The organism is Paraburkholderia panacisoli (assembly GCF_008369935.1).
GTDB classification, from domain to species: Bacteria; Pseudomonadota; Gammaproteobacteria; order Burkholderiales; family Burkholderiaceae; genus Paraburkholderia; species Paraburkholderia panacisoli.
Genome location: NZ_VTUZ01000014.1, coordinates 184412 through 204505, shown reverse-complemented (window position 1 = coordinate 204505; position 20094 = coordinate 184412). Strand labels below are relative to the sequence as shown.

The 20094-nt window shown below is 65.3% G+C and carries 19 protein-coding genes and 1 riboswitch; of the genes, 6 read left to right on the top strand and 13 right to left on the bottom strand.

Annotated elements, in window-relative coordinates; genetic code table 11:
- Positions 1 to 68: 68 nt before the first annotated feature.
- Positions 69 to 689 (top strand): glutathione S-transferase C-terminal domain-containing protein, encoded by a 621-nt coding sequence (locus FVF58_RS22235; protein ID WP_149671994.1) that lies wholly within the window; start codon positions 69 to 71, stop codon positions 687 to 689.
- 254 nt (positions 690 to 943) lie between these two features.
- Here FVF58_RS22235 and lnt read toward each other — a convergent pair whose 3' ends face one another.
- The 7 genes from lnt to FVF58_RS22200 all read right to left on the bottom strand — a co-directional run bounded on the left by lnt (position 944) and on the right by FVF58_RS22200 (position 9020).
- A complete protein-coding gene (lnt, locus tag FVF58_RS22230) occupies positions 944 to 2704 on the bottom strand; it encodes an apolipoprotein N-acyltransferase (protein ID WP_149671993.1) in 1761 nt (586 codons plus the stop codon).
- 61 nt (positions 2705 to 2765) lie between these two features.
- On the bottom strand, positions 2766 to 3659 hold the full coding sequence (locus FVF58_RS22225; protein WP_149671992.1) for a CorC family transporter: 894 nt from the start codon (positions 3657 to 3659) through the stop codon (positions 2766 to 2768).
- Between the two features lie 353 nt (positions 3660 to 4012).
- On the bottom strand, positions 4013 to 4729 hold the full coding sequence (locus tag FVF58_RS22220; RefSeq protein WP_149671991.1) for a gamma-glutamylcyclotransferase: 717 nt from the start codon (positions 4727 to 4729) through the stop codon (positions 4013 to 4015).
- A gap of 70 nt (positions 4730 to 4799) precedes the next feature.
- The gene (ybeY, locus tag FVF58_RS22215; protein WP_149671990.1) at positions 4800 to 5261 is read right to left on the bottom strand and encodes an rRNA maturation RNase YbeY; all 462 of its coding nucleotides are present in this window, start codon (positions 5259 to 5261) and stop codon (positions 4800 to 4802) included.
- A gap of 69 nt (positions 5262 to 5330) precedes the next feature.
- A complete protein-coding gene (locus tag FVF58_RS22210) occupies positions 5331 to 6407 on the bottom strand; it encodes a PhoH family protein (RefSeq protein ID WP_149671989.1) in 1077 nt (358 codons plus the stop codon).
- A 46-nt stretch (positions 6408 to 6453) separates the two neighbouring features.
- Complete coding sequence (gene miaB, locus FVF58_RS22205) at positions 6454 to 7854, bottom strand: tRNA (N6-isopentenyl adenosine(37)-C2)-methylthiotransferase MiaB (RefSeq protein ID WP_149671988.1); 1401 nt, start codon at positions 7852 to 7854, stop codon at positions 6454 to 6456.
- Positions 7855 to 8045: 191 nt separating this feature from the next.
- Positions 8046 to 9020 (bottom strand): LysR family transcriptional regulator, encoded by a 975-nt coding sequence (locus FVF58_RS22200; RefSeq protein WP_149671987.1) that lies wholly within the window; start codon positions 9018 to 9020, stop codon positions 8046 to 8048.
- A gap of 126 nt (positions 9021 to 9146) precedes the next feature.
- Between FVF58_RS22200 and FVF58_RS22195 the strand changes: the two genes are divergently transcribed.
- The 4 genes from FVF58_RS22195 (at position 9147) to ribB (ending at position 12939) form a co-directional block, all read left to right on the top strand.
- Positions 9147 to 9545, top strand: a complete 399-nt coding sequence (locus FVF58_RS22195; RefSeq protein ID WP_149671986.1) for a VOC family protein — start codon at positions 9147 to 9149, stop codon at positions 9543 to 9545.
- A 16-nt stretch (positions 9546 to 9561) separates the two neighbouring features.
- Positions 9562 to 10746 carry an MFS transporter gene (locus FVF58_RS22190; RefSeq protein WP_149671985.1) on the top strand — a complete coding sequence of 395 codons (1185 nt, stop codon included), beginning with the start codon at positions 9562 to 9564 and terminating at the stop codon, positions 10744 to 10746.
- A gap of 313 nt (positions 10747 to 11059) precedes the next feature.
- Positions 11060 to 11773, top strand: a complete 714-nt coding sequence (locus FVF58_RS22185; protein WP_246217149.1) for a helix-turn-helix domain-containing protein — start codon at positions 11060 to 11062, stop codon at positions 11771 to 11773.
- A 117-nt stretch (positions 11774 to 11890) separates the two neighbouring features.
- Positions 11891 to 12073: riboswitch (FMN riboswitch) on the top strand.
- Between the two features lie 146 nt (positions 12074 to 12219).
- Positions 12220 to 12939 carry a 3,4-dihydroxy-2-butanone-4-phosphate synthase gene (gene ribB, locus FVF58_RS22180; RefSeq protein ID WP_188130895.1) on the top strand — a complete coding sequence of 240 codons (720 nt, stop codon included), beginning with the start codon at positions 12220 to 12222 and terminating at the stop codon, positions 12937 to 12939.
- Between the two features lie 148 nt (positions 12940 to 13087).
- On the opposite strand, the gene FVF58_RS22175 is transcribed toward ribB, so the two are convergent.
- From FVF58_RS22175 to glpD, 3 genes are all read right to left on the bottom strand, one after another.
- Positions 13088 to 13774 (bottom strand): HAD family hydrolase, encoded by a 687-nt coding sequence (locus FVF58_RS22175; RefSeq protein ID WP_149671983.1) that lies wholly within the window; start codon positions 13772 to 13774, stop codon positions 13088 to 13090.
- 214 nt (positions 13775 to 13988) lie between these two features.
- Positions 13989 to 15491, bottom strand: a complete 1503-nt coding sequence (gene glpK, locus FVF58_RS22170; RefSeq protein WP_149671982.1) for a glycerol kinase GlpK — start codon at positions 15489 to 15491, stop codon at positions 13989 to 13991.
- Between the two features lie 193 nt (positions 15492 to 15684).
- Positions 15685 to 17223, bottom strand: a complete 1539-nt coding sequence (gene glpD, locus FVF58_RS22165; RefSeq protein ID WP_149671981.1) for a glycerol-3-phosphate dehydrogenase — start codon at positions 17221 to 17223, stop codon at positions 15685 to 15687.
- A gap of 213 nt (positions 17224 to 17436) precedes the next feature.
- Between glpD and FVF58_RS22160 the strand changes: the two genes are divergently transcribed.
- Positions 17437 to 17811, top strand: a complete 375-nt coding sequence (locus tag FVF58_RS22160) for a hypothetical protein (protein ID WP_188130894.1) — start codon at positions 17437 to 17439, stop codon at positions 17809 to 17811.
- 87 nt (positions 17812 to 17898) lie between these two features.
- On the opposite strand, the gene FVF58_RS22155 is transcribed toward FVF58_RS22160, so the two are convergent.
- The 3 genes from FVF58_RS22155 to FVF58_RS22145 form a co-directional block, all read right to left on the bottom strand.
- Entirely contained in the window at positions 17899 to 18567 is a 669-nt protein-coding gene (locus FVF58_RS22155) for a TetR/AcrR family transcriptional regulator (RefSeq protein ID WP_149671979.1), read from the bottom strand.
- Positions 18568 to 18771: 204 nt separating this feature from the next.
- The gene (locus tag FVF58_RS22150; RefSeq protein ID WP_188130893.1) at positions 18772 to 18969 is read right to left on the bottom strand and encodes a hypothetical protein; all 198 of its coding nucleotides are present in this window, start codon (positions 18967 to 18969) and stop codon (positions 18772 to 18774) included.
- 306 nt (positions 18970 to 19275) lie between these two features.
- Positions 19276 to 20055 (bottom strand): DeoR/GlpR family DNA-binding transcription regulator, encoded by a 780-nt coding sequence (locus tag FVF58_RS22145; RefSeq protein ID WP_149671978.1) that lies wholly within the window; start codon positions 20053 to 20055, stop codon positions 19276 to 19278.
- Positions 20056 to 20094: the final 39 nt, after the last annotated feature.

Sequence of the window (20094 nt, the reverse complement as noted above, 5' to 3'; positions counted from 1 at the left end):
AACGGACGGCGCGATGCTCGTGAAGACCTCCTAGCACTTATACTTTCGCCGGATTCAGTTAAAGGCAGATGGTCATGATGAAACTCATCGGTTCGCTCGGCAGCCCCTTCGTGCGTAAAGCGCGAATCGTGCTGGCCGACAAGAAGATCGACTACGAACTGGTGCCCGAGAACGTCTGGGCGCCGGATACCCGGATTCACACCTTCAATCCGCTCGGCAAGGTGCCGTGCCTGGTCATGGAAGATGGCGAAGCCGTGTTCGATTCGCGGGTGATCTGCGAGTACGTGGATACGCTGTCGCCGGTCGGCAAGCTGATTCCGCAGTCGGGGCGCGAACGCGTCGAAGTGCGTTGCTGGGAAGCGCTCGCGGACGGCGTGCTGGACGCGGCGGTGCTGATTCGCCTCGAAGGCACGCAGCGCGCGGCCGAGCAGCGGGTGGACGCGTGGGTCGCGCGGCAGCAGCGCAAGATCGACGAAGGTCTGATCGCGATGGCGCAGGGGCTCGGCAGCAAGCCGTGGTGCGCGGGCAATCACTACACGCTCGCGGACATCGCGGTGGGTTGCGCGCTGGGCTATCTCGACTTCCGTATGCCCCAGTTGAACTGGCGCGAATCGCATCCGAACCTGGACAAGCATTTCCAGAAGCTTTCACTGCGTCAGTCGTTCATCGACACCGTGCCGGCGGACTGAGCGACGCGCTCGATCGCGGCAATAGGGGTTGAAGGGGTGTGTTCAAGCTCCTGAAAGCTCGAATGGAAGCATGTGTTTGAGTTGAAAATGCGTCTGCTCGTCAGGCGCATTTTTTTTGCGGGCGCGTTTCGTACCCGGTGTCGCCGCGCGGCTCGATGCAGGAACAGCGTGCGGAAACGGATGCATGAGCAGCACGCCTGAGCGGCGGCGCGCATGCATGCGGCTTCTCTCGGGTTATCGGAACCCAGCGCGCCTCATTGCTTGCCGTTGCGACGCCGCGTGATCCCCGGCCCGAACGCGAAGCCGAACGCCAGCAGCAGCACCGATACCGCCAGCACGGTGTTGTTGCCGCTCGTCACATACGGCGTATTGCCGGAAGTACCTTGCACCTTGACGTCGAGCGAGCCGACCGTGTACGGCGTCAGGCGTCCGATCACCCGGCCGTTGGCGTCGATCGCGGCGGTCATGCCGGTGTTGGTCGCGCGCAGCATCGGGCGGCCGGTTTCCAGCGTGCGCATGCGCGCGATCTGCAGATGCTGATCCAGCGCAATCGTGTCGCCGAACCAGGCAAGATTGGTCGAGTTGACCAGCACGCCGGCGGGCGTGTCGCTCTCGCGGATGGTCCGCGCAATCTCTTCGCCGAAGATGTCTTCGTAGCAGATGTTCACCGCGACCGGCTGGTTGTGGACCATGAACGGCTTCTGCACCGGCGCGCCGCGGAAGAAGTCGCCGAGCGGAATATTCATCAGATTGACGAACCAGCGGAAGCCCCACGGCACGAATTCGCCGAACGGCACGAGGTGATGCTTGTCGTAGCGGTACACGTCGTGCGAGCCGGGCGTGACGCCGAACAGGCTGTTCGTATAGTCGATGACCTGGCCTTCCGGCGTGATCGTGCCGCCGATGGCGCCGAACAGGATCGCGCTGCCGGTCGAGTCGGAGAATTCGCGCACCTTCGCCGCAAACGGCGCGGGCAATTGCTGCGCGAGCACGGGAATCGCGGTTTCCGGCGTGACGATCAGGTCGGCCGGCTTCGAGGTGATCATCTGCTGATACTGGTCGATCGCCGCGCGCATGCCGGCTTCCTCGAACTTCATCTCCTGTTTGACGTCGCCTTGCAGCAGACGCACCGTCAGCGGCGCGTTGGCCGGCAAAGTCCACTGGACGAGCGGCAGCAGCAGGCCGGCCACGATCAGCGCCAGCGCGACGCCGCCCGGCACTATGCTGCGCGCCAGGCTTCGGGGCGCGTTGTTGCCGTCGCCTTTGCCGTCGCCTTTGCCGTCGTCATTGCGGCCGGCGTCGGCGCTCGTTGCGCCGCGCGGCTCGCGCGAAGGAAGCAGCGGGCGCCACGCCAGCAGCGCCTGCACGATCAGCGCGGCAACCAGCGCCAGCATCCAGCCCACGCCATAGACGCCGACCACCGGCGCGAACCCGGCCAACGGCCCATCCACCTGCGCATAACCGCTCGCGAGCCACGGAAAGCCGGTGAACACGGTGCCGCGCAACCACTCGCCGATCGCCCACGCGCTCGCGAAAGCCAGCGAGCCGTGCCAGGTCGGCGAGAACGGGGGGGAGTCGTCGGTTGCGCCGTTGCGCGCGTGGCCGGCGCAGAACGACCAGATGGCCGCGGCGAGCGCCGGATAGAGCGCCAGGTACAGCGAGAACAGCACGACCGCCGCGCCCGCGAGCGGCGCGGCCATGCCGCCGTAGTCATGCATGCTGACGTACAGCCACCACACGCCGGTCATGAAATTACCGAAGCCGAATGCACCGCCCGTCAGCGCGGCGCTCTTCCAGCCCGTGGTGCGCGTGAGCCACGCGAAGAAGAACGCGAAGATCGCGAGTTGCAGCCAGCCGCCGTGCGGCGTCGGCGCGAAGGACAGCGTGTTGGCCGCGCCCGCGGCCAGCGCGACGAGGTAATGCCAGCGAGGCAGCGTGCGGCCGCGCGGTTCGTCGGCGGAGGCGGTGGGAGCGCTCACGCCGGGGCGCGAACGGGAAGTCATCGGGTCGGCCATTGTTGCGCGGTCGGCGTGAGGAGTTGAAGAAGCGGGTGAAGGAGCCGGCAAACCACGCGGCTCAGGTTTGCACGTGCTGCGCGTCGCGCTCGCGCTGGCCGGCGAGCGGATCGCGGCGCACCAGCAGCATATGGATCTGGCGGGCGTCGCCGCGCAGAATCTCGAAGATCAGATCGTCGAGGCGGACCTTTTCGCCGCGGTGCGGGACCCGCCCGAAATGATGCGTGACGAGCCCGCCGATCGTGTCGACTTCCTCGTCCGAGTAGTGCGTGCCGAAGGTTTCGTTGAACTGCTCGATCTCGGTCAGCGCGCGCACGCGAAACCGCCCGTCGGGCGACGCGATGATGTTGCCGCTTTCCTCGTCGAAATCGTATTCGTCCTCGATGTCGCCGACGATCTGCTCCAGCACGTCCTCGATCGTGATCAGGCCGGCCACGCCGCCGTATTCGTCGACCACCACCGCGAGGTGATTGCGATTCACGCGGAAGTCATGCAGCAGCACGTTCAGGCGCTTCGACTCGGGGATGAACACGGCGGGGCGCAGCATGCCGCGCACGTCGAATTCTTCTTCGGCGTAGTAGCGCAGCAGGTCTTTGGCGAGCAGCACGCCGATGATGTTGTCGCGATTGCCTTCGTAGACCGGATAGCGCGAGTGCGCTTTTTCCAGCACGTAGGGGATGAATTCGGCGGGATTGTCCGCAATGTTGATCGCGTCCATTTGCGCACGCGGCACCATGATGTCGCGCGCGCTGAGTTCGGACACCTGGAACACGCCTTCGATCATCGACAGCGAGTCGGCGTCGATCAGGTTGCGCTCGTGCGCGTCCTGCAGAATTTCCAGAAGTTCGGCGCGCGAGTCGGGCTCGGGCGAGATGAAGTCGGTCAGACGCTCGAGGAGCGAGCGCTTTTCCTGCGGTTTGTCGGTTGGGCGTCGACTGGGATACGTGTCGTTCATGGTAGTGCGCCCGGCAAGACTGGGCGCGCTGTTGCAGAGCATTAAGGATACACCAGGCACGTGGCAGGACCGTGTCCCGCCGGGCTGGGCGATGGGTGAAGCAGGGCGAAGCGGCTCCGTCGCGAGCGGCGGGGCGTGGGTCAATCCTAACTGATTACGCGCGGAAAAACGTTTTTGAGCAAAAAATGCTGGGTGCGGCGGCGATGGGCTGCGGCCTGGCCGGTGTCCGCGTGGCGCGTTGCGGGCTGTGAGTGGCGGCGGTTGCGCCGCGCGGCTTGCGAAAACAGTCAGCGCCGCCGGCGGGCTAACCGGTCATTGGTCGCAGCGAGCCAATCAGACGCGCCGTCTTGCGTTCATTGCCTCGACCCGTTCCCGGAGGCCTGTCCGGCTTGCCGAACCGCCTCACGCTCGCGGCCTTCCTCTTTGCAGCGTCCCAGCAGCGCTTCGAGCGCGCGGTCGGGCATCCCGCTTTCGCGCAGCGCGTGGACGGTGCGGCTCACGTAATCGAGCGTGGTGCCGTAGCGGCCGCTCGCGCAGTCGAGCACCGTCTTGATGACCTCGTCGCGTAGCTTGCCGGTGTAGCTCGGCACGTCGCGGCGCATCACGAACGCCAGCGCGTCGACGCGCCGGCCGTCGGCGAGCACGCACGGCAGCCATGCCGGACGGTACGAGCCCATCGGCATTTCGCGTCGCCAGAGCGCTTCGAGATGCGGCATCGAGCCTTCGGCCGCGAGCCGGAAGGCGATGCCGGTGCACGAGCCGCCGCGATCGAGCGCGAGCACGAGGCCCGGCTGCTCCGGCGTGCCGCGATTCACGCGCGACCACAAGTACAGCCCGCGATGATAGCCGTGCACCTTCGAGCGGGTCGCTTCGACGGTGGGCAGGCCGGGGTTCCAGATCAACGACCCGTAGCCGAACAGCCACAGGTCGCTCTTGCGGTCCCAGTCGCGCAACGTCGATTCGAGCGACGCGCGCAATTCCTCGTCGGTCAGAAGCCGCGATTCGCCGAGCACCGGCGGGTAGTCCGGGCAGGGCGTTCGGGTGTCGGCTTCAGGGGACGAGGTGCTCACGGTGTCGGTTCGAATGAGGATGACCTGGGTGGCGGGGGTGGCGGGTAGGCGACGCGGTGGTGATCGGCGCCTATTGATACGGATCGGGAAACCCGAGCTTGCCGAGGATTTCGGTTTCGAGCGCTTCCATTTCCTCGGCTTCCTCTTCGACTTCGTGATCGTAGCCTTGCGCGTGCAGCGTGCCGTGCACCAGCAGATGCGCGTAATGCGCGATGAGCGGCTTGCCCTGCTCGGTGGCTTCTTTCTCGACCACCGGGCAGCAGAGGATCAGATCGCCCGTCACCGGATCGTCTTCCGATTCCGCGTAGGCGAAGGTCAGCACGTTGGTCGAGTAGTCCTTGCCGCGATAGGTGCGGTTCAGCGTGCGGCCTTCTTCGGCATCGACGAAACGCACGGTCAGTTCGCCGTCCGCGAACAGCGCCGCCTTGATCCAGCCGGCCACGGTGGCGCGCGGCAGCAGCGCCTTGTGTTCCGGCCAGGTTTTGGCGGCGGGGAATTGCAGATTCAACGTCAGTTTCGGGGCGCGGCTCATGCGGTTTCGTTGTGTTGCATCCGCCGCGTGGGTGGCGGCGGCAGGTTCAGTGGACGCGAATCAGCGCGATCAGCGCGAATCCGCCGGACTGGCGGTTTTCTGCGAATGCGCATCGTACGCCTCCACAATTCGCGCGACCAGCGGATGGCGCACCACGTCCGCGCTGGTAAAGCGCGTGAGCGCAATGCCCCGCACGTCCGCGAGCACCTGCTGTGCTTCGATCAGCCCGCTCTTATGGCCGCGCGGCAGGTCGACCTGGGTTGTGTCGCCGGTGACGACCGCCTTCGAGCCGAAGCCGATCCGCGTGAGGAACATCTTCATCTGCTCGGGCGTGGTGTTCTGCGCCTCGTCGAGGATGATGAACGCGTGGTTCAGCGTGCGGCCGCGCATGTACGCGAGCGGCGCGATTTCGATCATCTGCCGTTCGAACATCTTGGCGGTCTTGTCGAAGCCGAGCAGGTCGTACAGCGCGTCGTAAAGCGGCCGCAGATACGGATCGACCTTCTGCGCCAGATCGCCCGGCAGGAAGCCGAGACGCTCGCCCGCTTCGACCGCGGGCCGCGTTAGCACGATGCGCTTGACCTGGTCGCGCTCCAGCGCGTCCACCGCGCAGGCTACCGCGAGATAGGTCTTGCCGGTGCCGGCCGGACCGACGCCGAAGGTCACGTCGTGCGAGACGATCTGCTTCAGGTACTCGCGCTGCGCCGGCGTGCGGCCGCGCAGATCCGCGCGCCGCGTGTACAGCTTCGGGCCGAGTTCGGCGAGGTCGTCATCGTTGGCGTCGGCGGCGTCGGCGGGCTCGTCGAACGGATGATCCGGATTGCCGTGGAAACGCGGGTCGCCGGCTTCGTCGCCGTTGCCGTTCGGCCGATGGCGCGCCGGGTGCCGCACTTCGACGAGCGCGAGCTGGATGTCGTCGACCGACAGCGGGTCGAGCGCGTTGTTGTAGAAGTTCTCGAGCGCGGTGAGCGCGAGTTTCGCGCCGCGCCCGCGGATCGTGATGCGGTGAGCGCGGCGCTGCAAGGTCACGTCGAGCGCCTGCTCGATCTGCCGCAGATTTTCGTCGAGCGGTCCGCAGAGGTTGGCGAGCCGCGTGTTGTCGTCGCGCGGTGCGGTGAATTCCAGATGCTGCTGAGTGGTCTTCAAGGCGGTGGGTCGATCCTGTCGGTTTCGATGCGCGGGGGCGCGTGGCTTAGTGGGCGGCGGTGGCTGCCCCGAGGGCGCTTGCTTCGGGGCGCGAGTCGTCGTGCATTAGCACGAGCTCGCCACGCAGCGAATGCGGGTACGCGAGGACGATCTTCACGTCGACCATCTGGCCGATCAGCCGCGCGTGCGACGCGAGCGGCGCCGGGAAATTCACTACGCGGTTGTTCTCGGTGCGGCCCGCGAGTTCGTTCGGGTCCTTGCGCGCCGGGCGCTCGACCAGAATGCGCTCGATCTTGCCGACCATCGAATCGCTGATGCGCTGCACGTTTTCCTCGATGGTCGCCTGCAGGTGCTGCAGACGCTTGAGCTTCACTTCGCGCGGCGTGTCGTCGTGCAGGTTCGCGGCCGGCGTGCCGGGACGCGGGCTGTAGATGAACGAGAAGCTGGTGTCGTACTTCATTTCGTGCACGAGCGCCATCATCTTGTCGAAGTCTTCTTCGGTCTCGCCGGGGAAGCCGACGATCATGTCGGTGGACAGCGACAGGTCAGGGCGGATCGCGCGCAGCTTGCGGATCACGGACTTGTATTCGAGCACCGTGTAGCCGCGCTTCATCGCCATCAGGATGCGGTCGGAGCCGTGCTGCACCGGCAGATGCAGGTGGCTGACGAGCTTCGGCACCTTCGCGTAGGTGTCGATCAGGCGCTGCGTGAATTCCTTCGGATGCGAGGTGGTGTAGCGAATCCGTTCGATGCCCGGAATGTCGGCGACGTATTCGATCAGCGTTGCGAAGTCGGCGATCTCGGACGAGCCGAGCGTCAAACCGCCGCGGTACGCGTTGACGTTCTGGCCGAGCAGCGTGACTTCGCGCACGCCCTGGTCGGCGAGGCCGGCGATTTCGGTCAGCACGTCGTCGAGCGGCCGCGACACTTCCTCGCCGCGCGTGTACGGCACGACGCAATAGCTGCAGTACTTGCTGCAGCCTTCCATGATGGACACGAACGCGCTCGGGCCTTCGACGCGCGCCGGCGGCAGGTGATCGAACTTTTCGATTTCGGGGAATGAGATGTCGACTTGCGCACGGCCGCTTTCGCGGCGCTTGTCGATCATCTGCGGCAGACGGTGCAGCGTTTGCGGACCGAACACCAGATCGACGTACGGCGCGCGCGCCACGATCGACGCACCTTCCTGGCTCGCCACGCAGCCGCCCACGCCGATGATCAGGTTCGGGTTCGCTTCCTTCAGCTCGCGCACGCGGCCGAGGTCCGAGAAGACTTTTTCCTGCGCTTTTTCGCGCACCGAGCAGGTGTTGAACAGAATCACGTCGGCATCTTCCGGCGTGTCGGTCTTGACGAGCCCTTCAGCCGCGCCGAGTACGTCGACCATTTTGTCGGAGTCGTACTCGTTCATCTGGCAGCCAAAGGTCTTTACATAAACTTTCTTGGTCATCGAATTTCGCCGGTCGCAGTGGTTAATCTGGGGGCGTCGTTTAAAAAAGTGAAGGGGGCCGGACGTGCGGGCAGCGCTGGAGAAGGCCGTAGGGCGGCGCTTGGGCCGCTTCGAGCCGGTGGAGGCTTATTTGCGTTCCGCCTGCTTGATCCGCGATGCACGTCTGCTGCGTAACGCAACATTATAGCCCTTCACGGAATGCGGGTTTCGCCGCCCGCACCGGCGCGTGGCCGCTCCGGCGGCAAGCCCAGCAGGCTTTCCAGTTCGCCCGACACCTGCGCGAAACGCTGGCTCAGGAAATCCAGCAGCACGCGCACGCGCGGCGCCATGAAGCGATTGCGGTGATAGAGCGCGTGCAACGGCGCATCCGGGTAGCGCCACTGCGGCAGCAGGATCTTCAGACCGTCGGCGCGCAGGTCCGCTTCGACATCCCACATCGACTTGATCACGATCCCGTAGCCGCGCAGCGCCCATTCGCGGGCGACCGCGCCGTCGTTGGTTTCGCGGGCCGAGTCGAGCGGCACGGTGTAGTTCTGCACGTCGTCGCCGCGCGTGAAGCGCCATTCGTTCGCCGGGCCGGACGCGGTGCCCAGCACGATGCAATCGAAATTGGCCAGATCCTGCGGGTCCTTCGGCTCGCCCTTGCGCGCGATGTAGTCCGGCGACGCGCACAGCACGCGCCGGTTCGGCGCCAGTTTGCGGGCCACCAGCGAGCTGTCGGCCGGCACGCCGAAACGGATCGCGAGATCGATGTCCTCCTGCACCAGATTCGACAGCGAATCCGACAGCGTCAGCGCGAACTGCACTTCCGGGTAGAGCGCGTTGAATTCGTCGAGCCAGTGCATCAGCAGATTGCGGCCGAAGTCGGAGGTCGCGGAAATCCGCACCTTGCCGCGCACCACGCCCTGGCCGGCTTGCAGTGCGGCTTCGGCGTCGTCGAGCGATTGCAGCGCCTGGCGGCAGCAATTCAGGTAGAGGCGGCCTTCGTCGGTGAGCCGCAACTGGCGCGTGGTGCGCTCGAACAGGCGCGCCTTCAGCCCGGCTTCGAGCTTGGCGAGACGCGCGCTCGCGGCGGCCGGCGTCAGCCCCATCTTGCGGCCCGCCGCCGACAGGCTGCCTTGCTGCGCCGCTTCGACGAACAGGCGGATGTCACCGAGGTTATCCATCGTCGGCCTTCAAATTAGATTTGAAAATGATTCAAATGCTACGCCAATTCTCAAATCAAAGCTTTGCCCCGACAATCCACTCCTCGAAAACCCTGGTGCCGCGCGCGCAAGTGCCGGCAGCAAGCCATGCAACTCGATCACGCGACGATCGTCACCGGCGATCCCGACACCGCCCGACGTTTCTTCGTCGACATCGCCGGACTCACTGAAGGCGCGCGTCCGCCGTTTTCGGTCGACGGCCACTGGCTGTATCTGAACGGCCGGCCGGCGCTCCATCTGATCGCCGCGACGGCGCCTGCCGTGTCCGGCCCGGCGGCGCCGCGCATCGACCATCTCGCTTTCCGGCTGGAGACCGCGGCCGAATGGCAGGCGCTGCTGGGCCGCCTGGATCCGGCCGGCGTCGGCTACCAAAGCGCGCGAGTCCCGCAAATGGGCGTGCATCCCGCCGAACAACAACTGTTCGTCGCGCTCGCGCCGGGGGTGGTCATCGAATTCGTGATCGCTTTGCATCACGCCCAACCTTGAAATCTGGAGAAGAGAAATGCCCCTGCCACTACTTGCGCTAGCGATCAGCGCATTCGCGATCGGCACGACCGAATTCGTCATCATGGGCTTGCTGCCCGAGGTCGCGCACGATCTGGCCGTGTCGATTCCATCGGCGGGTTTGCTGGTGAGCGGCTATGCGCTCGGCGTCGCGGTCGGCGCGCCGCTGCTCGCCGTGATCACCAGCAAGATGCCGCGCAAGCTCGCGCTGCAGTTGCTGATGGGTGTGTTCATCGTCGGCAATACGCTGTGCGCGATTGCGTCGAGCTATTCCGTGCTGATGGTCGCGCGAGTGGTGACCTCGTTCGCGCATGGTTCGTTCTTCGGCATCGGCGCGGTGGTGGCGGCCTCGCTCGTGCCGGCCGAGAAGCGCGCCAGCGCGATCGCGTTGATGTTCACCGGCTTGACGCTCGCGAACGTGCTCGGCGTGCCGTTCGGCACCTTCATCGGGCAGGAGTTCGGCTGGCGTGCGGCGTTCTGGATCGTCAGCGGGTTCGGCGTGCTGTCGCTCGCGGGTGTCACGGCGCTGGTGCCGAATCGTCACGATGCCGCCCCGGTCGGTCTCGGTCATGAAGTGCGCGTCCTCAAGGACCCGCAGGTCTGGACCGCGCTCATGATGACGGTGCTCGGCTTTGGCGGCGTGTTCGTCGTGTTCACTTACATCGCGCCGATTCTCGAGCAGGTGAGCGGCTTCTCGCCGCGCGGCGTGACGCTGATTCTGGTGCTGTTCGGCGTAGGGCTGACGATCGGCAACACGGTGGGCGGCAAGCTCGCGGACCGCGCACTGATGCCTTCGCTGATGGGCATTCTGGCCGCGCTCGCGGTGGTGATGGCGCTCTTCGCGCGCACCGGCCATTCGCCGGTGGCCGCGGCGATCACGATTTTCGTGTGGGGCATTGCCGCGTTCGCCACCGTCCCGCCGTTGCAGATGCGTGTGGTCGAGAAGGCCGCCGCGGCGCCGAATCTGGCGTCGACGCTGAACATCGGCGCGTTCAATGTGGGCAATGCGGGTGGCGCGTGGCTCGGCGGACTGGTGATCAATCACGGCCATGCGCTCGATACCTTGCCATGGGTCGCGGCGGCGGTCAGCGTGGCCGCGTTCCTGCTGACGTGGTTCGCGGCGCGTGCGGATGCGCCGGTATCGGCGGTGGCGCGGGGCGTGAGCGTGCAGGAGCGGGTGTGAACTGCGAGCGCGCGGCGTGGTGAGCACTCGCCGCAAGCAGAGCGCGGTTTTGAGTGTACGTGCTCGTTTGCCGACCTTGCGCCGCGATTCGCCACGCACCACGCCCAAGGCAAATGTGCGCGTGATGACCTGCGATCCCGCGAATCGGCGGCCCCGCTCGCCCATATGAAAAATGCGCACAAGCTTTGCGAGAACCATCCTCCGCAATGCTGATAACAGTGTGAAGATAACTTCGTTGGGCGTGGCGGGACGCGATGCTATCTTGCTTCCACTAACTGCTAGCGCGCCGCCCGGCGGCGCTTTGGAGGCAATCATGCATTCCCCGCTCGCGCTGGTTCGCGATCCCTCGGCCGATACCGATGCGCCGCGGCGTGCCGCCGAACCCTTCGATGCACTGGAACAGCTGGTCGGCGTGAACCTGGCCCGCTTGCGCGCCGAACGGCAACTGTCGCTCGACGCCTTGGCGCGCGCGTCCGGCGTGTCGCGGGCGATGCTGGCGCAAATCGAGTCGGCGCGCAGCGTGCCGTCCATCAAGGTGCTGTGCAAGGTGGCGGCGGCGTTGAAGGTGTCGGTGGCGGCCTTTCTGCGGCGTCACGCGACCAATGGTTTCGAACATTTGCCGGCGGAGCGCTCGGCGCGCGTCGTCAGCGCGAACGGGCGCTATTCGGCCCGGCCGTTGTATCCGGAGTCCGAGCCGACTGCCGCCGAGTTCCACGAGCTGCGCATCGCGCCGTTGCATACCGAAGCCGGCACGCGCCGCGCGCCCGGCACGACGGTGAACCTGGTGGTCAGCGAAGGCACGCTGGAAGTCAGTGTGCACGATCAGCGCCAGTTGCTCGCGACCGGCGACGCGATCGTGTTCGACGCCGATCAGCCGTATAGTCTGCGCAACCCGGGCGACACCGAAGCGCGCGCGTTTCGCGTGACGTTGAAGGCGGAGACGCCACCGCGCTGGGACGTGCCGGTGCAGAACGAGGCGCGGCATGAAGTGGCACATGAAGCGGCGCGCGCGGCCACGCCGGTCTGATTGCATTTCGCCCGATGCAGGCGCTCGCCGTTCAGAGCCTCCATCGGGTCAGTAGGGTTGCGCTGCAGGTCTCGCGCGACTGTTGTATGCTTCGCCAGCCGGTTTATCCGGCAATCAGTGCGTCTTCAGGGCGGGGTGCAATTCCCCACCGGCGGTATGCCGGCAGCGCGACAGCGTGAGCCGGTGAGCCCGCGAGCGCCCGCGTCGTATGGTCTTCGGAATATCGGGGGCCACGCGGGGTCAGCAGATCTGGTGCGAAGCCAGAGCCGACGGTCACAGTCCGGATGGAAGAAGATGTGCAGATAGTCATGTGCGTTTCCGTGACACCGCCGGTGGTCGAGGCGGTGTGCGAGCGTCGCCGCGTGCGGCGCTCGGCGGTGCGTCGTTGTCTGTTTGCAATGCCCTGAAACGTTTTTCGCCTAACTTTTGCGATGAGCGTTTCAACTATGTCCTTTGCTACTTTTCCTGCTCCGTCGACGTTTGCACCGGATGCATTCGCCGATCTCCCGCTGCTCGACACCGAAGCCGTTCCGCCGCGTATTGCCGCCGCGCTGCAAGCGATGCGCGACGGCCGCGCCGTGGTCCTGCAAGACGACCATGACCGCGAGAACGAAGCCGACCTGATCGTGTCGGCCGAGCGTCTTTCCGTCGAAACCATGGCGCTGCTGATCCGCGAATGCAGCGGCATCGTTTGCCTGTGCCTGCCGGACGACAAGATCCGCGCGCTCGAACTGCCGCCGATGGCCGTCAACAATGAGAGCCGTCACGGCACCGCGTTCACGGTGTCGATCGAAGCACGCGACGGTGTGACGACCGGCGTGTCCGCGCTCGATCGCGTGACGACCATTCGCGCCGCGATTGCCGATAACGCGAAGCCCGCCGACATCGTGCGCCCCGGCCACGTGTTCCCGTTGCGCGCGATGCCCGGCGGCGTGCTGGCGCGCCGCGGCCATACCGAAGGCACGGTCGATCTGGCGATTCTCGCTGGGCTGAAGCCGGCTGGCGTGCTGTGCGAGCTGATGAACGCGGACGGCACGATGACGCGTGGTGCGGACGTCCAACGTTTCGCCGCGCAACACAATCTGCCGATGCTGACGATCGCCGAACTGGTGGAGTTTCGCGCGTCGCTCGCGCAGGCGCGCGAGTGTGTCGCCGACGAAGCTTGATGCAAGTCGCGCGTAGCTCGTTGCCCAGTGGGGACGACGTGACGCACGTTGCCAGAATGGAAAAGGCCGGTTCATAGAGAATTGGCCTTTTTTGTTGCCGCCGCGCAGGCCCGCGTTACAGGCACGAAGCTGCGCGCGCTACCGCTCGCTACGACTGCACATCCCCAAACTCGCCGCGCACGCCGGCTTCGACCAGCGGGGGCAATTCGTCCATGTGCATCATGATGCGCGTCATCCCCATCTTGCGCAGCGCGTCCGCATAGCCATCTGGAATATGGCTCGCGCCGACGAAAGCGATCGTCTTCATCCCCGCCGCGCGTGCCGCGTTCAGGCCCGCGACGCTGTCTTCGACCACGACGCAGCGCGACGGCTCCACCCCCAGCGTTTGCGCGGCAAACAGATACACGTCGGGATAAGGCTTTGGCCGCGCCACCTGTTCAGCGCTGAAAATCCGCTCGCCGAAAATCTGCTGCAAACCCGCGCGCCGCACGGATGCGTTCACGCGCGACATGCGGCTGTTCGACACGACCGCGACCGGCAGCGTCACGCGTTGCAGCGCGTCGCGCACACCGTTGATCGGGCTGAGCGATGCTGCGAGCGCCAGCTCGACGTTGTGTTCGATGGTGTCGAGGAAGTCGGCGGGCAACGTGATGTCGAAGGACGTCTCGATGCCTGCGAGAAAGCGTGAGGTCTGCTGACCGAAGGCGGTTTTGACGACGGGTTCGAAGTCGAAGCCGGGGAAAGTAGTAGTGAGCGTTTCGAGCATCACGCGATCAGCGATGATTTCGCTGTCGACGAGAACGCCGTCGCAGTCACAGATGAGGTGGTCGATCATGCCAGGAAACGGAAAGCGGAACGCGCGCGAGCAAAGACGGTTGCAAGCTCGGGCGCCGGAATGGAAAACGTCATGATACGTGCTTTGATGCCGCTGGATTCTGGATCGGCGCGAGTCAGGTATGGCTGGAGGCGCCGCGCCGCCGGGCCCGCGGGGTCGCGATGTCTGAAGCCGGTCGCCGGCCAGAACGACTTCAACGACCGCCACGATCCGATCAGCCAGGCGTATCCGCCCACGCTTTCGCGGCGCGGATCGCTCGCTGCCAGCCATCCAGGCATGCCTTGACCTCGGCATGCGGCAGCGCAGGCGTGAAGCGCCGCTCGAGCTTCCACTGGTTTTGCAGCTCGTCGACATTTTCCCAGTAGCCGACCGCGAGACCGGCCAGGTAAGCCGCGCCCAGCGCGGTCGTTTCCGCCACCTTCGGCCGCACCACGTCGACGCCGAGAATGTCCGCCTGGAATTGCATCAGCAGATTGTTCGCGCAGGCGCCGCCGTCCACGCGCAATTCGCCGATGCGAATGCCGGAGTCGGCTTCCATCGCCTTCAGCACGTCGAGCGATTGATAGGCGATCGAGTCGAGCGCGGCACGTGCGATATGCGCGGAACTCGTGCCGCGCGTCACACCGAACAGCGTGCCGCGCGCGCGCGCGTTCCAATGCGGCGCGCCGAGGCCGGCGAACGCAGGCACCAGATACACGCCGTCGCAATGGGGCACGCCGCGCGCGAGCGTTTCGATCTCGCCGGCATTCCTGATGATGCCGAGGCCGTCGCGCAGCCATTGCACCACCGCGCCGCCGATGAAGATGCTGCCTTCGAGCGCGTAGTCGATCCTGTCGCCGATCTGCCACGCAATCGTAGTGACGAGATTGTTCTTCGATTCGATCGGCTTGTCGCCGGTGTTCATCACGAGGAAGCAGCCGGTGCCGTAGGTGTTCTTCACCATGCCGGACTGCGTGCACATCTGGCCGAACAGCGCGGCGTGCTGATCGCCGGCGATGCCCGCGAGCGGAATCTTCGAAGCGAACAACGTGGTCTTGGTCGGCCCGTATACCTCCGACGACGCCCGCACTTCCGGCAGCATACTGCGCGGAATATCGAGCGCGTCGAGCAGTTCGTCGTCCCACTTCAGCGTGTGGATGTTGAACAGCATCGTGCGCGACGCGTTGGTCACATCGGTGACGTGCAGGCCGCCCTTGGTGAAGTTCCACACGAGCCAGCTGTCGACCGTGCCAAACGCGAGGCGGCCTTGTTGCGCTTTCTCGCGCGCGCCTGCGACGTTGTCGAGAATCCAGCGGATCTTGGTCGCCGAGAAATACGAGTCGATCGGCAGACCAGTTTTCGCGCGGACCCTGTCTTCGAGACCTTGCGCCTTGAGTTCGTCGCAGAAGTCGGCGGTGCGGCGGTCCTGCCAGACGATCGCGTTATAGACCGGGTGGCCGGTTTCGCGATCCCACACGATCGTGGTTTCGCGTTGATTGGTGATGCCGATCGCGGCGATCGAGGTGCCGTTCATGCCGGCGCGCGTCACGGCCTCCGCGGCGACGCCCGCCTGGGTCGACCAGATTTCCTGCGGATCGTGCTCGACCCAACCCGGATGCGGATAGATCTGCTGGAATTCTTTCTGAGCGATCGACACGATACCGCCGCGCCGGTCGAACAGCATCGCACGCGAACTGGTGGTGCCCTGGTCGAGCGCGAGGATGTACTGATCCTGCATTGTCTCTTCTCCATGCGTTTGCGAATCCCCGCGCGGCTGACCGGCGACGGGAACGGCCTGTTGTTTTCAGCGGACGGCAACTGGATGTGATTGTGCAGCCCGGTGGGGTCCAGCCGGAAGGGGTGAATGGGTCGGGGTCGAGCATGTAGCGCGTGCCGCGTTGCGCTGCTTTGTGATTCCCGACCCTGCGCCTCTATGCAGTCCAGGCACTCTGCCGCGCCGGTTCACGCGCGAACCAGGCGTCGATCTCACGCGAGACCGAATCGAGCGTGCCCGGTTCGACGTGCAGACCGAGTTTCGAACGGCGCCACAGCACGTCCTGAGCACTGCGTGCCCATTCGGTGTCGCGCAGGTAGGTCAGTTCGGCTTCGTAAAGACCCGGCGCGAACGCGCGGCCTAGGTCGGCCACCGAACGCGCATCGCCGATCACCCGCGAGACGCGCGTGCCATAGGCGCGCGCGAGGCGGTGCGCGAGATCGGCCGGCAGCCACGCATGCTGTTGACTGAAGCCGCTCAGGAAGCGCTCGAAGTCGGCATGCGCCATATCGCCGCCGGGCAACGGCGCAGCGACGGTCCACGCGGGCGCGCCATTGTGCAACGCCTGCGCGAGCGTGTCGACGGCTTGCTCCGCGAGCTTGCGGAAGGTCGTGATCTTGCCGCCGAACACCGACAACAGCGGCGCTTCGCCCGGGGGGGCGTCGAGTTCGAGCGAGTAGTCGCGCGTGACCGCAGACGGATTGTCCGCGCCTTCTTCCTCGAGCAGCGGACGCACGCCGGAATAGGTCCAGCGCACGTCGGCCGCCGAAATCTTCTGTTTGAAGTAGCGGTTGATCGAGTCGCACAGGTACTGCGTTTCGCCGGCGTCGATCGCCACTTGCGACGGGTCGCCGCGATATTCAAGGTCGGTGGTGCCGATCAGCGTGTAATCGTGTTCGTACGGAATCGCGAAGATGATCCGCTTGTCGGGATTCTGGAAGATGTACGCGTGGTCGTGTTCGAACAGGCGCCGGGTGACGATGTGGCTGCCTTTCACGAGGCGCACACTTCTGGTCGCCTCACGGCCGAGCGCTCCCTGCAACAGTTGGCCGACCCACGGGCCCGCGGCGTTCGCCATCGAGGCGGCACGCACGTCGAAGGTCGTGCCGTCCGCGCGCTGCAGTTGCGCGCGCCATTCGCCGCCGGCGCGCACCGCGCTGATCAGCTTCGTGCGCGTGAGAATCGTCGCGCCGCGCTCCTGCGCATCGAGCGCGTTCAGCACGACCAGACGCGCGTCGTCGACCCAGCCGTCCGAATACACGAAACCGCGCTTGATCGAATCGACCAGCGGCGCGCCCGCCGGATGGTGGCGCATCGTGATGCCGCGCGAACCCGGCAGCAGTTCGCGTTTGGCGAGATGGTCATACAGGAACAGGCCCGCGCGGATCAACCAGGCCGGACGCAGATCGGGCATGTGCGGCATCACGAAGCGCAGCGGCCACATGATGTGCGGCGCCGCGCGCAGCAGCGTTTCGCGCTCCTGCAACGCTTTGCGCACCAGTCCGAACTCGCGGTATTCGAGGTAGCGCAGGCCGCCGTGAATCAGCTTGGTGCTGGCCGACGACGTGTGCGAGGCCAGATCGTCCTGTTCGCACAGCATCACCGACAGGCCGCGGCCGGCCGCATCGCGTGCGATGCCAGCGCCGTTGATCCCGCCGCCTACGACGAGCAAATCGTATTTCGAGCCTTGCGTCACCTGCTGGTCCTCTGGGTTGCGCGTTGATGTTGCGCTTGAAAAGTCGTTTGGAAAATCCGCCGAACAGATCATGTTCGTTTTCGAACTCTAATGAACATATTCGAAAAAGTAAAGTTCGCTTTATCTGAACGGCTCTTGTCCGATCGGCTAGGGGAGTGGCGCAACGCGCGGCCACGGACGATACTTTCGGCACGGCCATATCGAGGTGGATCAATGCGTGGACTTTTGATGATCGGCGCCACTGCGCTGCTTGCGGGATGCGTCAGCTCGCCGAGCCTGACTGGAACGAGGGGCGCGCCGTCGTTCGAGGCGCTGCAGCAGATGTGCACGGCCCAGACCGTTGACTACGGGCAGGACGCGCAAGGTGTCTACGCGGCGATGTTCGATGCTTACGTGGCGACCCGGCGCGGCAGGGTGTCGAAGGACGAGTTCTGCGCGTTCCAGGCGTCGATCGCCCAGCGTCATGCGAGCGAGGGCGTGAGCACCGACCCGCAGGTGCGCAATCGGTGGGTCGAGTTTTTCACCGAACAGCGGGCGAAGGCATTGAGCTGGCGCGCGGCGGTCGATCCGACCTTGCGCAGCGGTTGAGCGGGGCGTTCGAGTTTTGTTTTGACGAGCGGCGTGCGTTGACTGCTGTGCTTCGCGCGCACTGAGTCGTGCGGTCGGTGGGCGGGGTCAGCCGCGTTGCGGCTGCGCGCCGCGCCACAGCATGCGGCGGATCTGCGCAAACACCGCTTCGCGCGTCGGCGCGGGATGGGCGGTTGGGGCGGTGCCGGCTTCGTTTGCTTTATCCGCGTTCGCGGCGGCTTGTTGCGCCTCGGGCAGCGGCAACTGGTTGGCGAGCGCCAACATCGTGAAGCCGTGCAGACTCACCCAATACGCGTAGCCGATCAACTGCGGGTCACCTTCCAGCACGCCAGCCGCGACGAGTCCTTCGAAGTGCGCGCCGAGCAGGCGCCACGCACGTTGCGACGCGGCGACGAGTTCCGGATAAGCGCCTTGCTGCGGCGTTTGATCGAACATCAAACGATAGGCGTGCGGTTCGTCGAGTGCGAACGCGACGTAGGCCTCGCTCACCGGCGAATGATCGGTCGCGGGAGCGTTTTTCGCGGCGGCTTCGAGGCGGGCCGTGAAGCGGTTGAACGCCGCGGCGCGGACCATGGCGAGAATCTCGTCCTTGTCGCGGAAGTAGCGGTACGGCGTCATTGCGCTGCAACCGAGTTCCTTAGCCAGCTCGCGCATCGTCACCCCTTGGGCGCCGCGCGTGGCGAAGGCGTTCTCGGCCACGCGGCGCATGGCCTCGCGAAATTGCTGGATGTCGTCGGCGGAGAGGGTTTTGGGCATGCGCGAAGGGTTGAAAGTCCGTCGCGTCAATTTACTGTGTAAATGACCCGTGCACAACAAATCGGCCGCCGGGGCGGCGGCCTTGTCGTGCGAAGAAAATCATTGCGGTTCGAAGAGGCCGAGGATGCGCGGGAACTCAACGCACCCTGCCGTCACTGCCAGGCCGGTCGCATGCTGCAGACGGCAGCGACAGGCCCTATGACACTAGGAAAGACGCTTGATGGCCCGCAACGCGTTGTCGCCGGTTTCCGTCACGCGCCATTGTTCATTGCCCGACGCGAGCCTTTCGAGTTGCACCAGCTGGCGTTCCAGCAGTGCGTCGAGTTCTTCTCGGCCCATGTCGACTTGATTGGGGGCGTCCTTGACGAGCAACAGCGTGGCGAATTCATGCGGACTCAGCATCTTTCTCTCCATGTCAAGCAAACGCGGACGGCCTTGCCGGCAACTGGCGGGTGCCAGTGAAGTCCGCGGGAAGATCAGGCGGGAAGTACGGCTCACACGACAGATTCACTCAACCGGCGCTACGCAGAATGCGGAACGGACGCCGGGAACTGGAGTGTAGTCAACCGTGTGTCAAACACCAAACATGCCCCGGTTAATATTCCGTTTGACAATTTGGTGCCTCGGAGGCGGTCCGGATTCGCGGCCAGATCCTTGATTTCACTCGAAGTTTTGCGTGCGCTGCAACATGATTTCAAGGCGCGCGACCTACCCGGCGACGTACACCTGGCAGTTGGCGGCGGCGAGCGTTTCGACCATCTCGGCGGGCGGGGCGGCGTCGGTGAAGAGCGCATCGATCTGGTCGAGATGGCCCTGGCGAACGAGCGCAGGGCGGCCGAATTTCGAGCTGTCGGCGGCGAGGAACACCGTGCGCGCGTGCTCGATGATCGCCTCGGCCACGCGCACTTCGCGGGTGTCGAAATCGCGCAGCGTGCCGTCCGTTTCTATGCTCGACGTGCCGATGATCGCGAAGTCCACCTTGAACTGGCGGATGAAGTCGATCGCCAGTTCGCCGACGATCCCTTTGTCCCACGGCCGTACGATGCCGCCCGTCACCAGCACCTCGCAATCCGGATAGCCGCTCATCATGCTGGCGACGTTCAGATTGTTGGTGATCACGCGCAGCCCGCGATGCCGGTTGAGCGCGCGGGCGACTTCCTCGGTGGTGGTGCCGAGGTTGATGAACAGCGACGCCTGATCCGGAATGTGAGTGGCCACTAGTGCCGCAATGCGTCGCTTCTCGTCATGGAACATTCGCTGTCGCGCGGTGTACGAGACGTTCTCGGAACTGGTCGGCAGACTGGCGCCGCCGTGGTAGCGGCGCAGCAGGTTCATGTCGGCGAGCCAGTTGACATCGCGGCGGATCGTCTGCGGCGTCACGTCGAAGTGAGACGCGAGGTCGTCCACGGTCACGAAGCCGTCGCGTTGCACCCACTCCAGCAATTCCTGTTGCCGGGCGTTGAGAGTCAGGCGGGGGTCTCGGGTCATTGGGTGTCGGGTCGTGGGATGAATGTCGGCTCGGCCCGC